The 15,290-nt window shown below is 49.6% G+C and carries 21 protein-coding genes; all 21 read left to right on the top strand.

The window, feature by feature from the left end; translation table 11 throughout:
* Positions 1–3: 3 nt before the first annotated feature.
* Positions 4–990 (top strand): phosphodiester glycosidase family protein, encoded by a 987-nt coding sequence (locus tag L6H98_RS14855; protein ID WP_236416186.1) that lies wholly within the window; start codon positions 4–6, stop codon positions 988–990.
* Positions 991–992: 2 nt separating this feature from the next.
* Entirely contained in the window at positions 993–2,012 is a 1,020-nt protein-coding gene (locus tag L6H98_RS14850; protein WP_236416184.1) for a bifunctional glycosyltransferase family 2/GtrA family protein, read from the top strand.
* 160 nt (positions 2,013–2,172) lie between these two features.
* On the top strand, positions 2,173–2,913 hold the full coding sequence (locus L6H98_RS14845) for a metallophosphoesterase family protein (protein WP_236416182.1): 741 nt from the start codon (positions 2,173–2,175) through the stop codon (positions 2,911–2,913).
* 47 nt (positions 2,914–2,960) lie between these two features.
* The gene (locus L6H98_RS14840) at positions 2,961–3,668 is read left to right on the top strand and encodes an AAA family ATPase (RefSeq protein WP_236416179.1); all 708 of its coding nucleotides are present in this window, start codon (positions 2,961–2,963) and stop codon (positions 3,666–3,668) included.
* A 12-nt stretch (positions 3,669–3,680) separates the two neighbouring features.
* A complete protein-coding gene (locus L6H98_RS14835; protein WP_236416177.1) occupies positions 3,681–4,691 on the top strand; it encodes a hypothetical protein in 1,011 nt (336 codons plus the stop codon).
* A gap of 14 nt (positions 4,692–4,705) precedes the next feature.
* A complete protein-coding gene (locus tag L6H98_RS14830) occupies positions 4,706–5,752 on the top strand; it encodes a hypothetical protein (protein WP_236416175.1) in 1,047 nt (348 codons plus the stop codon).
* Positions 5,753–5,773: 21 nt separating this feature from the next.
* Positions 5,774–6,265: an isochorismatase family cysteine hydrolase gene (locus L6H98_RS14825; RefSeq protein WP_236416172.1), complete on the top strand. Its 492-nt coding sequence runs from the start codon at positions 5,774–5,776 to the stop codon at positions 6,263–6,265.
* Between the two features lie 11 nt (positions 6,266–6,276).
* Positions 6,277–6,804 (top strand): hypothetical protein, encoded by a 528-nt coding sequence (locus L6H98_RS14820; protein ID WP_236416170.1) that lies wholly within the window; start codon positions 6,277–6,279, stop codon positions 6,802–6,804.
* An 85-nt stretch (positions 6,805–6,889) separates the two neighbouring features.
* The gene (locus L6H98_RS14815; protein ID WP_236416168.1) at positions 6,890–7,534 is read left to right on the top strand and encodes a zinc dependent phospholipase C family protein; all 645 of its coding nucleotides are present in this window, start codon (positions 6,890–6,892) and stop codon (positions 7,532–7,534) included.
* Positions 7,535–7,601: 67 nt separating this feature from the next.
* A complete protein-coding gene (locus tag L6H98_RS14810) occupies positions 7,602–7,982 on the top strand; it encodes a hypothetical protein (RefSeq protein WP_236416165.1) in 381 nt (126 codons plus the stop codon).
* A gap of 59 nt (positions 7,983–8,041) precedes the next feature.
* Positions 8,042–8,326 (top strand): hypothetical protein, encoded by a 285-nt coding sequence (locus tag L6H98_RS14805; RefSeq protein WP_236416163.1) that lies wholly within the window; start codon positions 8,042–8,044, stop codon positions 8,324–8,326.
* Between the two features lie 51 nt (positions 8,327–8,377).
* Entirely contained in the window at positions 8,378–8,779 is a 402-nt protein-coding gene (locus L6H98_RS14800) for a hypothetical protein (protein ID WP_236416162.1), read from the top strand.
* Between the two features lie 54 nt (positions 8,780–8,833).
* On the top strand, positions 8,834–9,316 hold the full coding sequence (locus L6H98_RS14795) for a hypothetical protein (RefSeq protein ID WP_236416161.1): 483 nt from the start codon (positions 8,834–8,836) through the stop codon (positions 9,314–9,316).
* Between the two features lie 356 nt (positions 9,317–9,672).
* A complete protein-coding gene (locus L6H98_RS14790; RefSeq protein WP_236416160.1) occupies positions 9,673–10,338 on the top strand; it encodes an HAD family hydrolase in 666 nt (221 codons plus the stop codon).
* Between the two features lie 177 nt (positions 10,339–10,515).
* Positions 10,516–11,022: a YcxB family protein gene (locus L6H98_RS14785; RefSeq protein ID WP_236416159.1), complete on the top strand. Its 507-nt coding sequence runs from the start codon at positions 10,516–10,518 to the stop codon at positions 11,020–11,022.
* 22 nt (positions 11,023–11,044) lie between these two features.
* On the top strand, positions 11,045–11,932 hold the full coding sequence (locus tag L6H98_RS14780; protein ID WP_236416158.1) for a PhzF family phenazine biosynthesis isomerase: 888 nt from the start codon (positions 11,045–11,047) through the stop codon (positions 11,930–11,932).
* 64 nt (positions 11,933–11,996) lie between these two features.
* Positions 11,997–12,452, top strand: a complete 456-nt coding sequence (locus L6H98_RS14775; protein WP_236416156.1) for a GNAT family N-acetyltransferase — start codon at positions 11,997–11,999, stop codon at positions 12,450–12,452.
* Positions 12,436–13,284 carry an inositol monophosphatase family protein gene (locus L6H98_RS14770; protein ID WP_236416155.1) on the top strand — a complete coding sequence of 283 codons (849 nt, stop codon included), beginning with the start codon at positions 12,436–12,438 and terminating at the stop codon, positions 13,282–13,284. Before L6H98_RS14775 ends, L6H98_RS14770 begins: the two co-directional genes overlap by 17 nt.
* Positions 13,268–14,116, top strand: coding sequence for a GNAT family N-acetyltransferase (locus L6H98_RS14765; RefSeq protein WP_236416154.1), 849 nt, complete (start codon positions 13,268–13,270; stop codon positions 14,114–14,116). The genes L6H98_RS14770 and L6H98_RS14765 overlap by 17 nt, the downstream gene beginning before the upstream one ends.
* A 22-nt stretch (positions 14,117–14,138) precedes the next feature.
* Complete coding sequence (locus tag L6H98_RS14760) at positions 14,139–14,747, top strand: HD domain-containing protein (RefSeq protein ID WP_236416152.1); 609 nt, start codon at positions 14,139–14,141, stop codon at positions 14,745–14,747.
* Positions 14,748–14,757: 10 nt separating this feature from the next.
* A complete protein-coding gene (locus tag L6H98_RS14755) occupies positions 14,758–15,234 on the top strand; it encodes an NUDIX hydrolase (protein ID WP_236416150.1) in 477 nt (158 codons plus the stop codon).
* Positions 15,235–15,290: the final 56 nt, after the last annotated feature.

The raw sequence follows: 15,290 nt of genomic DNA, 5'->3' as shown, positions 1-15,290 counted from the left end.
CAAATGATGAAACCATATAATCCCCCACGGGAGCAGCGCTCCGGCACGAAAAGCAAACGAAAACGCATCTGGCTGACGGCTTCGATGGTTGTGGTCCTGGGCCTCGGAACCGTCGTGTACAGCCTTGCGGACCGTTATTTGATCCGTCACGTCGAAGTCGTCGTTGCGGCTGACAATACCGCACAGGCCAGCTCATCGACCAACGTCACGACGACTGCCGCAGAAGCCAATGCCAATTACGATGACTGGAACTATTCCAGCGACAGCCTGAACATCAGCATTGATAAAGTGCAGACTGGCTCCGGTTCGGACCAGATTACCTACTATGTTGCCGACGTTGTGATGAAGGATGCCAGCAGCCTGCAAGCCGCTTTGGCAGACAATAGCTTCGGAACGAACATTACCGAAGATACGTCGGACATTGCTGCAGCGAACAATGCGATCTTTGCCATCAACGGCGACTATTACGGTTTTCGTGACGATGGCGTCATTATTCGCAATGGCACGCTCTACCGGGATGAACCGGTCCGGGACGCGATGGCTTTGCTGAGCGACGGTACGATGAAGACGTACAGCGAAACGGAGGTCTCCTCCTCGGAACTGCTGGCTGAAGGAGTGACCAATACGTTGTCCTTTGGGCCGATCCTGGTAAAGGACGGCGAGATTACGAGTGATTTCAGCCATGTCGAGATCGACAAAAACTTTGGCAACCGATCCATTCAGGATGCGAATCCACGCACCGCCATCGGCATGATTGCACCGAACCATTATGTGTTCGTCGTTGTTGACGGTCGGCAGCAAGACAGCCGGGGCATGACGCTCGCCGAGCTGGCGCAGACGATGAAGGATCTGGGGGCGACCGAGGCTTACAATCTGGACGGCGGCGGCTCGTCGACGATGTATTTCATGGGCAGAGTCGTAAACAATCCGCTGGGCAAAAACAGTGAACGCGGCGTAAGCGACATCCTGTACCTGAAGGAGAGTGAATGATCATGACGATTTTAATACCCGCATATGAGCCGGATGTCCGTCTGCTCAACCTGATCATGCAGCTCCAGACGTTCCGACTTGGTCCCATCGTCATTGTGGATGACGGCAGCGGCCCGAAATACCGGGGAATCTTCGAAACGGCGGAAGCTTATGGCTGTACCGTCCTGACGCATCCCGTCAATCTGGGCAAGGGGCGGGCGCTCAAAACGGGTTTCCGGCACATTCGCGAATTCGGGCCGCAAGGATACGTGGTCTGCGCGGACAGCGACGGACAGCATTTGCCGCATGACATCAAACGCGTCGTGGACGCGCTGCAGCAGCAAACCGGGCCGGGCATGGTGCTCGGCAGCCGGAAGTTTGCGGGCAAGGTCCCGCTTCGCAGCCGTTTCGGCAACAGCGTGACGAGAGGTGTATTCAAATTAACGACCGGAACGAAGGTGTATGATACGCAAACGGGTTTGCGCGGTTTTCCGTATTCCATGCTGGACTGGCTCTGCGAGGTTCCGGGCGACCGTTTCGAGTACGAGATGAACATGCTGCTGAACGCCAACAAGGAAGGGTACCCCGTCACGGAAGTGTTCATTGATACGGTGTATCTGGATCACAACAAATCGTCCCACTTTCGTCCGCTCGTCGACTCGTACCGCATCTACTTGCCGATTCTCATGTTCAGCACCTCGTCCGTCATATCGGCTTTGATTGATTTTGCGCTGCTGTTCCTCATCCAATACATGACCAGCAATCTGTTCCTGTCGGTGGTGACCGCGAGGTTGTGCAGCTCGATCTTCAATTATACGATGAACCGCAAATATGTCTTCTCAGGCGGCAAAACGTCGAAGATCAGCAAATCGATGCCAAAATATTTCGCGCTCGTCGTTCTGGTTTTGTTCATGAACTACGGCCTGCTGTATTTCTATAACCAACAGTTGATCATTCCACTGATCATTGCCAAGGTGCTGACGGAAGTGACCATTTTCCTGTTCAGCTATTGGGCGCAGCGCAGATTCGTATACCGTTCTTGAAAGGGGCAAGCGTGAAGCTTGCTCCTTTTTTGACTTGAAACGTGACCCGAGGAATGCTGGCAAGCGATCCCCATGAGAAGTTACGGCGACGAAATAAGTCCCGAAACTCCGTTGGCGTGGTGTATGATGGAATAACATACAGCTCCATAGGAGGGAAAACATGAAAACGATTGCTGTCATATCCGATATTCATGGCAACCATCTTGCGCTGGAGGCGGTGCTGCAGGACATTGCCAAGCGAGATGCGGATCTGGTCGTTAACTTGGGAGACAGCCTGTTTGGCCCCATCGATCCGCTGGCGACCGCAAAACTATTGATGGGGCATGAACATATGATTCACATTATGGGGAATTGCGACGAACTGCTGCTAAAGGCAGAGCATGAATCGCTTACCCATGCTTTCGTCAGACCGCTGCTGGATGAAACCATGCTGTCATGGATCGGTACGTTCCAAGCAACCTGGTCTTACGAAGAGTTATTGTTCTGTCATGGGACACCTTGGCTGAATCATGCGTATTTGCTGGAAAAGGTGACTCCCGATGGGGTTCATTATAAGGATGCTGACCGATTGGAAAAGGAGCTTGATCCGATCCCAGAGAAGGTCGTGTTTTGCGGGCATAGCCATGTGTTCAAATCGCTGCACTTACCAGGAGGGAAAATGGTGGTGAATGCCGGCAGCGTCGGACTGCCCGCCTATGAGGACGAAGAGCCTTATCCACATGTCATGGAATCCGGAACTCCCTATGCAGAGTATGTTCTGGCGCATCGTCAGGAAGCAGGGAACTGGGTTGTGGAGCATGTCCTGGTCGAATACGATTGGGAACAAGCCAGCCGGATTGCCTTGCAGAACGGACGAGAAGACTATGCGTTTGCATTGCGAACGGGGAAAGCCAAACCTTAAGGTAAGGTTGCTTTATAGACTGACCCATCAAAAAAAGGAGTGAGCCCATGTTTTTGCGGAGCGTGGAATTGATGAAAGAGCACGTGGACAAGCCGCGTCAATATCCGTTCACCATCCCGGCGATCAAACATTTGACCCGGCTGAAATTCAGACGCAACGTCACGTTTTTCGTTGGGGAGAACGGCTCGGGCAAGTCGACGCTGCTGGAGGGCATTGCCCACCAATGCGGCTTCAACACGGCCGGAGGCGGGAAGAACAACGTCTATGACGTGCATGCCTCCGAATCGGCGCTGGGCGATTATTTACGTTTGGCCTGGCTGCCCAAAATGTCTAACGGCTTTTTCATGCGTTCGGAATCGTTCTATCAGTTTGCCGAGCATATTGACGATGTAGGAGCAATTAAGCGATACGGCGGTCGTTCTTTGCTGGAACAGTCACATGGCGAATCTTTTTTGAGCTTGTTCGTGAATCGCTTCGATTCGAAAGGCATCTATCTGTTGGACGAGCCTGAGGCAGCGTTGTCGCCTGCCCGGCAGTTGTCTCTTTTGCGAATATTGCATGACATGTCACCCACGTCCCAATTCATCATCGCCACGCACTCCCCGATTTTGCTCGGATATCCGGATGCGGAGATTTGGAGGTTTGACGAGAGCGGCATTTGTACGGTGGACTATGAGGAGACAGAGCATTATCAAATCACGCGCAGCTTTTTGGAAAACCGGAGGCGGATGCTGGATGAATTATTCAGAGATTAAAAGAGGGGGATTATGATGAAAACCGTTCATTGGGCTGATCTATGCATGACTTACACGATTGATCGGCCTAAGACGAAGGAAGAACTGAAAAGAATGCTGCTGGCCCTTAAACGTTTGGCAGAAGAGGGATTGAATTTTGCGGTTTACGGGGAAGAGGTTCGAAAACAGTTCATCATTGCGGTACAAGGGGAGCAACAATTCAATCAAATCATGGATCGACTTAAGCGTGAGTTTGGGTTGGAAGTGATGGTTGCGGAGCAGGAACCCAAGGTATTGTATAAAACGACGCTTGGAAAAACGGTAGAATCTGAAGGAAGGTACGTCAGACAAAACGGAGGCATACATAAATTCGGCGTTTGCTCGCTCAGGTGTGAGCCTCTTCCGAGAGGCGGAGGATACGAGTTTGTCAATTTAATTGAAGATGATGAAGTGATTCCCGAGGAGTACATTCCAGCGGTTGAAGAAGGTGTGAAGAGCACGATGTATAGGGGACTTACCGGCGGTTTGCCTATCGTCGATGTCTTAGTCCGTTTGTATGACGGGGCATACCATGAAAAGGATTCAAACGTATTTTCATATAAGATTGCTGCATCTATAGGTTTTAGGAATGGGTACAGTCAGGCCGATCCTATTCTTCTTGAGCCGTATATGAACGTTGAAATGAAGGTAACCCACAACAATGCCAACCTGCTGTCACTTGCTGCACAACTCCTTGGTCCTAACAGTAATGTGAGCGAACATGCGGATGGCAGCATTTCGTTGCAAGCCGAAGTTCCTTTAAGGGAGTGGCTTCAGTATCGTGAGCAGATCCAAGAAAACCTGAAAAGTGCCGGGCAATGTACCGTAGAGTTGGCGTATTATGATCCGGTCCCAGAGGATTTGAAGGAAACGATAATTGCGACATCCCGTTTGGCAGATGCCTATTACCGGGATCTTTTTCAATGGGAAAAGTGGGGCAAGGAGTCTGAGGATCGTTATCTGAGTGACTATGTGGATTCATTCTGGGAAGATTCGAGAGGCTAAAACAGGAGGGAGGAGTGAAGAAAGTGCAGATCAGCAACACTGAAAATTACATGTACATAACGGTATCGAGACCGGATACCAAAGGAGAATTTGAAGGTATGTTCCGTGCCTTAAAGAACATGGCTGACGAGGGCTTGAGTTTTGATATGTACACGGATGAGGATCATAAACAGATCATTATTTCAGGTCCGGGCGAATGGTATCTTAGAGAAATGGCAGAACAATTGAAAGATCGGTTTGGATTGGGGTTGTCGGTAGGAGATCCGCAAATATTGTACAAAACGACGATTCGTGAAGCAGTCACGGCCGAAGGACGCTTTATCAGGCAGAGCTCCGGCAGGGATACTTATGGCCATTGCTGGATCGCCATCGAACCGCTGCCCAGAGGCGAGGGTTACATGTTTATCAATGAGGTTGAGGATGAGAACGTTATCCCGGCAATATATATTCCGGCGATTGACGAAGGTATTCAGAGCATCATGCACCGTGGAATTCTAGGACGCTTTCCCATTGTGGACATCCGCGTACGCCTGCTCAACGGTTCCTACAACAGCACGGATGCGAGCATGATGGCTTACAAAATCGCCGGATTTCTTGGGTTCCGGGAAGCCTACAATCAGGCGTCGCCCGTTGTACTCGAACCATGGATGAAGGTCAGGTTTCCCGTTGAAGAGAAGCACATTTTACAAGTGAACGATGTACTGGAACGCATCAATGCACGCAATATAGAATATGTGGAAATGACGGGAGGAGGCGCTGTTGTTGCAGATGTAGCGCTGCGACTCCTTATGCCGGGGCAACTATACCAGATCGTGAGCGGCATGGAAGCTTCCACCCGATCTTATTTCAATAATAAAATACGAAATGACAGCGATTTCATGGTACAATTTTCATATTATGATGAAGTTCCTCCTGAACTCGAAAACGATATCATTGATCGGTCCGACTTGAAAGATGCCTATCATTACAGTCATGAATATCACTTTTCTGAACAATGGGATACAGAAGAAACAGAGCGGCATCTGAAGCAATTGATTGAATCGTTTTGGGGAGAGGGTTGAACCACGATAGGAGTCGATATATTGAGTATAGCTTTGGTTATAGTAGACATGCAGGAAACGGTCGTAAGGAACAAGCTGGATCAACAAACGATTGACCACGCTTGCGAGTACATCAATCACGTGGCGGACCAGCTTCGGTCCAACAGTCACTTTGTCGTTCATGTGCAGGACGTGGAGGGTATGGACGAAGCCGGCCGGGAGCAGCTTCATTTCATTCCCGAAGTCGATCTGCATGACGTTGATTTTATCATCACCAAGGAGAGCTCGAATGCGTTCTGGCAGACCGAACTGGAGCAGGTGCTCGAAAGCAAAGGCGTGAAACTGGTCATTATCGCCGGATTTGCTGCAGAGGAATGTGTTCTGTTTACATACAACGGTGCGCTCGAACGGGGCTTCAAGGCAGTAATGCTTCAAAACGGGATTCTCAGCACACATACGGATGCGGTAGCTTCTGTGTATCGGGATCGAAACGTGATTTCGTATCCGGTTGTCGATTATCTGGCGCGAGTCTAGGGCACAAAGAAATGAATCAAATATCGGTGCCTGAACGATTGGAAAACCAATTGGAGTCCCTGCGCATGTCCAATACGTCGATGCAGGTTTTCATGGAATTGCTTGCACTAAGCGGATCGTCGCTAGCTTCAACCGACCGGGACAAACAATTTGTCATTTGGCTTGCCCAGAGGGACCAGAACGTTTTGGGCAGGGGGACGGTAGGTTTCGATCTTGAGGAGATGCCGTGGCTGCCCGAAGACGTTGAAGAGAGCAAGATCTTTTTGTTATCCGTCATTGATGGGGTCATCGCTCGAACACGATGGTCCTTGTTGGATTACGAACCGAATGAAGAATGGGTGCTTAGCCGTTTTGAACATTTTCGCCGGATGATCGAAGCCTTTGAGGAAGAAGATGTGGATGCCCGGCATTACCTGGAGTGGAGTGCGTTGGATGATGACGAGGACGAAGGAACCATCCCCGATGGATATCCCATGTGCGCGGCTCATGGCGTATATTTGTCCTGCTTGGGCTGCATCATCTGCAATGCCGACGAGTAAATCCCGGCTGTCCTCGCAGTGTCTGCATCCCCTCCCTTATGGATGTGCCCTCTTTCCAAAATAAAAAAGAATGGAGTAATGCCAGATGCCATGGCCCATGGTTCATTTTGCGATTGCTGCTGCGATCGAGCCCAATCCGTCTCCCGAGTTTTTGCTCGGGAGCCTTGCTCCTGACGCCATACATACCAGAAGTAATGATCGGTCCGAAAAAGCCAAAACCCACCTGATGATTGAAGCAGGCAGGTTTGCGACCGATGAGGAACTGGGAGATTTCCTTGAGCTTAACAGACAACGGGCGATCTCTGATCCGGCTTTTATGGATTACTTACGCGGATACATCGCCCATGTGTACACGGACCGTGTATGGACGTTTGATATCTACCCTCCTTATGAAACGCATCCCGATGGCAGAAGAGTATATAACCAGGATGTGGCGAAGCTGGAGTTCATGCTGCTGCGCAACCGCCCTGATGCCCGTCAATGGTTGGATCGGCTCAGCGAAGGCAAAGCTTATGCATTGGCAGGTTTGGGGGAAGAGGAAATTTATCCATACCGGGAAGCTAAGCTGGATTTCCTGAATGATGCCTCGCAAGAGCCTGATACAGATTTGACTGTAATCTCGATGGCGGAAATGGATACGTTTATTCAGGATACGGCCGATTCGCTTAGAGCATTGTTTGAACAATGGGGGTGCAGTTCATTTATCGCTCAAGTCGGGGAGCCGGAATGAAGGGGAATAAGCTGGATTCGTGTTGAGACTCGATGAAGTTCGTCAGCGAAACAGAGGTGAGTTTTTTATGTATGCGGTCATCGCAAATGTCATTACGGATAACCGGCTTCGAGTAGGGGCCAAGGTATACATTTTATTTCATCACGGCATGGCAGAAAGCGCATTGGTATATGGCATGTCCAAGTATGGGAAAAGGATCGAAAAGTACATCTCATACAAAAAGCTGGAGAGATTCCGGGTCTGTTGGGTTCCTGAACATATTCGGCCTCGGATGCACGAAAACTGGATGCATGAGGAACGATGGGAAGCGGATCGGCATGCTGACTGGCTCAATCAGAGATGGGGCAGGGTACGGGTATTCGACCCGCTAGGCAATCTGGTCAAGGACGGCTTATCTGCTGAAGAGGCGTATCGCTCCTTGATGCATGGAAGGCAGATCAAACGATGAAATTTGTTTATGAAAAATTTTCATGCGACGTAGATATTTTCCGTCAAGGAGACGATATCATGGTCCGATTTTATAATGGTCAAAACGAACCTGCCGCCGATGAAATCGTGAATCTGGTCTTTGTTGATCCGGGATACGGCTATTTATCATTGAAATGCAAAGGAGAACATGAGGGACTATTGAGCGGTTTTTTGGATGAATCGTGGTTTGTTTCCGAGGATATGGTGGATGCGGCCATCGCGTTCATCGAAAGCCTTTCTCCTCACTCGCATGGTATCTATCTTCCATATCACGTGGCACGGTTCAAACGTACTGATTATGTGGAGTACAACGGAGAGTATTGAAATGAAGAGTTCGGTTAAATAAAATACTGAAAAAAGCGGGAAGGGACTTCGATGAACGAAGAGGATGTACTTGAGCTGTACGGATTGGACCCTGATCCTGCGTACCGGGAACCGATCCGTCAGTTGTTGAAGCGCGAGATTGAACATATGGCGGCTGAGGATCACGAGCTGCTGCGAACGTTGTGCGTTATGCTGTTTTGTATCGGGCAAGTGAAGGACACGCAAATGATATGGCAAGCCAAGCGAAAAAATCAGGATGCCGCCAGTTACATCGATGTTCAATTGTTATGTGGAGCCGGATATCAGGCAACGGTGGACTATCTTGAGCGACATGACGATCCTCAGGCGAAAAAGGAACTCCAGTATCTTAAAGAATGCGAGCCTTTTGATTTCATCGACTTTTCCAAGGAAGAGTGGGTGCAAGGGTATAAGCAATATTACGGCGTCACGTAATTTTGATAGCATATTTCGCAGGGAGAGAGACACAAATGGGGAATTTTAAGAGCGATGGATAAGTTAACTGCCGAGTTTCAGATGGCAACCAAGGAGGCATTCCACCATATTTCCAAACATAAGCGTGTGCGAAAGCCTGTCGTGGAGTGGTCGCTTCGGCTGTACATTAACGGTATGAAGCTGAGTGAGGACGAAGTTTTTGTCCAAGCGGAATTTTTCCGCTCGTTGTTGAAGCCTGGGAAGTATCCCATGTTTACCTGCACTTGCGGTATCTTTGGCTGTGGAGGATATTACGTCGACGTGCTGCATGAGGAAACAGGGATCAGGTGGATTACAGAAGAGGCTCCTTTTGAAGACAAAACACTTCCTCACTCCCACAGGTTTTCCTTTTCCAGAGATGACATGATCCGCTTCGCAGAAGATTTGCTACATGGTTATGAGCAATTGGATCGGTTGATGGCGTCCGTCAACCTGAAGTTCATGGATGACTTGGAGACATATCGCCAAACCGTTCATTTTCTAAAAAAAGGTGATTGAGATGACGCAGCAAGATGGAGTCGATTCACGGACTGTGCCTGAAACCGGAAGGGGATGGAACCAGGTAGTATATGTGCGCTGGCGAGTATTCGGATGTGGATAACTTCTTTTTGATCAATTTTTACTTTGGGGTGAATACCCGATTTTATCATAACGCTGCGTCATTCAGGTGGAATTTTCTCGCCTGTGGCGCGGCTTTTTTATTGAACGAAACAGAGGCGCGGGGCGTTTTCTTTATATCCGCTCAGGCGGTTCGCAAAATGGTAGAGATCGGTTATGATAGTTTTGTGGCATTTTTCCAACATATCCATATTCATCATAAGCGCGTGCTAATTTCATTCCTGAGGAGGAAACGAATGGACGCCATTTTCTTGGACTTTTACGGCACGGTCGTGCATGAAGATGATCATATTCTTCGATCGATCTACGAGCAGGTGCGGGCGGCGGCAGGTGTGGACTGTACAACGCACGACATCGGGAGCTATTGGTGGCAGGCCTTTTCGCGAATGTTCCACGATAGCCATGGCAGCCGTTTCGTATCGCAAAGGGAACTGAATGTACGGTCTTTGGCGGAAACGCTCCGGCATTTTCAAGCAGACCTGCAACCACGGGAATTGAATCGCGAACAATTGGCGCATTGGCGTCGTCCCGGCATTTTTGCCGACTCGATTCCCTTCCTGGAGGCTGTACCGCTACCGGTATATATTTTGTCCAATATCGATACGGACGACATTATGGCATCGATGGCACATCACGGATTGAACGCAGCAGGAGTCATCACGAGTGAAGACGTTCGTGCCTACAAACCAAGACCGGAGATGTTTCAAGAAGCACTTGCCCGGTACGGACTGCAGCCTGAGCGGGTTATACATGTCGGCGATTCTTTGGTCAGCGACGTGTATGGTGCGCAGAGCGTCGGTATTCGGGCCGTTTGGTTGAACCGGAACAGCAGACCTTTAAAAGGAGATTGTATCCCAGATAACGAATGCAGCGATCTGATGCAGGTCCTGGATTTGCTATGAAGAGCCGATGAATGGCAGAACGATGATATCGCTTCTTTTGCGGAATCGGCGGCGAGATGGGGGGCAGCGTCCAGCGAAGGATTGCCATTTTATGAAAAGCCGGACAACGCATGGAAGCGATGTGCCCAGATTTTGTACATGGGCAAAATTTATGAATGACAGGGAGTGCAAGTCGGCGTGGAACAACAAGACAATACGATTCGGATTCATATTACGGAAGAGGATTACTGGCATCTGAACAAAACAGCGATCCTCAAAATGTACGGCATCGGCATGCTCATCGCGGTGGTGGCGCTACCGATCCTTATGACGGTCATCTTTATGCAAATGGGGCGCTCCTTGACGTATAGTATTATTGCTTCATTGTTGTTAAGTGCATTTGTCGATATCTATACATATCTTCGCACGAAGGGCAAAATCAAAAAGCTGGCTCGTCAGAGCAAAGGCATTCTGGGTGACCAGCAGCTGGAAATCACGGCGTCGGAAATTCGTTGGAGCAATGATATGACTTCAGGGACGACGCAGTGGCAGGGATTGGAAAGCTTTCAGGAAACGAAGGCATATTATTTTATATTCATCAATAAAGCAAGCGCGCACATTATTCCGAAACGTTCTTTTCAAACAGAAGTCGAGGCAGCTGACTTTGCACGGCAAGTAAGGACCTATATGCAGGCTGCCAAATAAAAATGGAGTGGGGGACTAATCCATGAGCGAAATTACCGTGTACCACTATGATGCTTTTGCATCCACACCGGGCAAGGGCAATCCGGCAGGCGTTGTATTCGGCGCAGATCACTTGAGCGAATCGGAAATGCAGCTTATAGCGCACAACGTCGGTTTCAACGAGACGGTGTTTGTGCTGGGCTCGGATACGGCCGATCTTCGGTTGCGTTATTATACGCCAGGACATGAGATCAATCTGTGCGGCCATGCCACGATGGCTTCGCTGTTTGGTTTGAAAACGAGAGGGATGTTAAACGGCAAAACGTCGGTAGTCATCGAGACCAATGTGGGCAACCTGCCGATTCGTTTTGAGCAGGACGGGGAGACGCTGCGCATGGAAATGAAACAGGATCAGCCTCGCTTTTTGCCGTTTAACGGCGACATGGACAGGCTGGCGGCTTCCATGGGTCTCAGGGCAAGCGATATTGATCCGACGGCTCCAATCGTATATGGAAGCACCGGTACGTGGACGCTGCTGATTCCGATCCGCAGCCTGGAAGCATTCGATCGCATGAGGCCGGATAGTCAGCTTTTTCCCGACATTTTGCTTGAAAATCCCAAATCCTCCCTGCACCCGTTTTGTATGGAAGCCCATGATTTGTCGGCATTCATGCACGCCCGGCATTTCTCCTCTCCGTATTCGGGGACGGTGGAGGACCCTGTAACCGGAACGGCATCCGGAGTGATGGGAGCTTATTATCTGACCTATGTTCAACCCGGACAATCCCATGCCGAGTTTACAGTCGAACAGGGACAGGAGATCGGGCGGGATGGAAGAGTTGGAGTCAAAGCGCAAAAAACTGCGCAGGGCATGGAGATTTATATTCATGGAACGGCTGTTTTTGTGCGTGAGCTAGTCATTCAGTATTGATTTTCAGGTCACCTAAACGAGGTGGGATCCTAGGCCCGAACGTAATGCGGAAGGAGAATTGACCATGTTAAAGATCGTGGATATCCGGCAGAGGCCGGAGCTGTTGCAGTCCGCTGTACAGTACTTCTGGAAACAGTGGGGAACGGAAACGAACCTTGACTTTTATCGGGACTGCATCGAACGGTCCATGGTAACCGACAGCGTGGTGCCGCGTTTCTATGTGATGCTGGATGGAGAGCGGATCGTGGGCGGATATGCTTTGTTGCACAGCGATTTGAACAGCAGGCAGGATTTATTTCCTTGGTTTGCATGCCTGCACGTCGATTCGGAATATCGCGGCCAAAATCTGGGCGGACAGCTGCTAAAGCACGGAGTGCAAGAGACGCATAAAATAGGGCTTGGCAAGCTGTATTTGTGCACCGACTTGATCGGGTATTACGAGAAGCAGGGTTGGAGCTATAACGGAAAAGGTTACCTGTTCAATGGGGATGAAGTACGAATCTATGAATATTCCATCTGAGCGAATAGGAGTGAGTGAGATCGAACAGACCATCCAAGCCGCCCGCTTATTGGCGGAAAACATCATCCGGAAAGCAGGCCAGGTGGCGCTGGATCAATTTGATCGCATTACCTGTCTGGTGGAGAAAGACGAGTTTGGCGACATCGTTACCGCTGTGGATCACGAAGCGGAGCGGCTCATCTGGGATGCGATCAGCAGCGCCTTTCCTACCCATGCCATCCACAGCGAGGAACGCGGTCACAATGGCATAACCAGCGACTGGCTCTGGATGGTCGATCCGCTGGACGGAACGAACAACTTTGCGATCGGATTGCCGGTATTTTCGGTTTCCATCACGCTGATGTATCAGGCTGAACCCCTGCTTGGCGTCATATATGAACCAATGGTTGATCGTTTATTCGTTGCGGTTCGCGGACAAGGGGCGTTCTGTAACGATAATCAGCTGTTAGTCAAAAAGAAACAGGAGATCCGCAAAGGCACTATTGGCTGGATTCAAGGACATGCAGTTCAACATGAACAGCGGGCCGTGAAGCTCCGCTCTTATCTGGATGTTTCTTTTAAACGAATGATGCGTTTGTGGGCTCCAACCTTGCAATGGTGCATGTTAGCCAAAGGAAATATCGATGGCATCGTGCTCTACAACTCTGAAGGAGACGATCTGTATTCAGGCGTATTGATGGCTCAGGAGGCAGGCGCAACCGTCATGGATTTTCAGGGAAATGCGTTCAAAGGAAGGAACACCGAGCCTTATCTGATCGCCTGTCATCCCGAGCATCGCGATTATTTTCTGAATACAGTCAGGGAGGGTCTGGAAAATGATCACGGAACTTAATCCGCATGAGTTCGGGAAGGTGAGGCATCTCATTGATTCAAGCGGGGGCGCCGAAGTTAGAGCAGTTGCTGATTGCATAAATCCAGGACGTATATATGTGAATGAAGAGCTAAACGGAGCCTTGTTCTGGATTGAAGGTCAAGGTGGATTTCAACTCATTGGTGATTTTTGGCGCGGGACGCTGCTCGTTGAGTTGGAAACATTCATGCGCGAAACGATGGAACCGGAGATGCGAAGACTCGGTAAGGACTGCATCGAGATTGCCATGACGAACGAGCGTGGGGAGAAGGCCTTTCGTCAAGCCATGGTTCATCGAGAGACTTTTTCCGATGTCCAGTATGTTTTCGGTTTTCTTGGGAAGCGTGAGCAGAGGGCTGTGGCGCTTGCTCATCCTTTGCCAAACGTTTCTAATGGTCCGGATGAAACGGTAAGCGTCGTCAGAATAAGTCGTGAACTTTTGGAAGATGAGGGCTATGGGAACCGCGAATTTCTGGCGGGGAAAATCCTTCAGTTTTGGCATTCTGGCGAAGCCTTTTTCCAACATGGGTTGGGATACGCTGTAGTGCAGCATCACCAAATCGCCAGTGTGTGCTTCTCGGCGTTCGTGGCTGGGCGCATCCATGCCATCGATATTGAAACCATGGAGCTATATCGTTATAAAAGGTATGCTTCAATGGCTGCAAAAGTCTATATCAATGAATGTATAAGAAGAGAAATAGAACCTTACTGGGATTGTTCCCCTGATAATGAAGGATCGATCCGTCTTGCGAAGGGGCTTGGAATGTCTTTGAAATTCGGCTACCGGATTTGTTGGTACTCGATATCTACATAGAGAAACCATGGAGGATAGCGATATGAACGAAGCCTTGCTGGCGGAGATGCAGTTTTTGATCGAAATCGACAAGTTAAAAACGATTGAACGGAAAACGAAGATCATGCACGGGGACAGGCTGGAAAACGATGCGGAGCATTCCTGGCACTTGGCCATGATGGCACTAATTTTGCATCGGCATGCAAACCATGATATCGATCTGTTGAAAGTGTTCAAAATGCTACTCGTCCACGATCTGGTTGAAATTGATGCCGGGGATACGTTTGCTTATGATCTGAAAGGGTATGAAGACAAGCACGAACGTGAATTGCAGGCAGCACGCCGACTGTTTGGCATGTTGCCATCGGAACAAGCGAATGAGTTGATGGGGTTATGGCTGGAATTTGAGGCCAAAGAGACACAGGAAGCGCAATTCGCGGCATCCTTGGACCGGTTGCAGCCGCTCATACATAATTACCGAAACGAAGGCGATACATGGCAGAAATATGGCATTACAAGCGAACAGGTTACGAATCGAAACCGGGAGATTGCGAATGGCTCCGAAGCGCTATGGGGCTATGCTCAGGAGCTTATTCGCAGTGCAGTAGAACGGGGAATTCTGAGGTCGGAGTACGAACAACAGAACCACTGAGGAGGAGACTATGGGATACATTATGGAGCTTCGGGAAAAGGTTGGGTCTCGTCCACTGATTATGGCCGGTGCGAGCGTGCTCGTTTTCAATGAACTTGGCCATTTGTTGTTGCAAAAGCGTGCAGACAGCCTGGATTGGGGCACGATCGGAGGTTCATTGGAACCAGGCGAATCTCTGGAAGAAGCGGCGCACAGGGAGCTTTGGGAAGAAAGCGGTTTAAAGGCGAACACTCTGCAGCTGATTACCGTTATATCGGGAGCGGATGCGTATTACCAATATCCCAACGGCGATGAAGTCTACAACGTTACGGCAGTCTTTAAAGCGATTGGCATCGAAGGCACCCCTGTCCTGATGGACGATGAGGGATTGGAGCTCCGCTATTTTGATTTGAACGAACCTATTCCGAATCTTAACCCCTATGCAGCACATGTACTAAGCGAATCGGGATTCCTTCAGAACGTTCAAAAGGAGGGAGCAAAGGTATGACGCAGGATTTCTATTGCGAAGAAGTTCTTAAGAAATCTCGCACAATATTATCATTT

The sequence above is a fragment of the Paenibacillus sp. JJ-223 genome (genome assembly GCF_927798175.1).
GTDB classification, from domain to species: Bacteria; Bacillota; Bacilli; order Paenibacillales; family Paenibacillaceae; genus Paenibacillus; species Paenibacillus hubeiensis.
The sequence above is the reverse complement of the archived record's forward strand: the minus strand, read 5'-3'. Positions and strand labels throughout refer to the sequence as shown.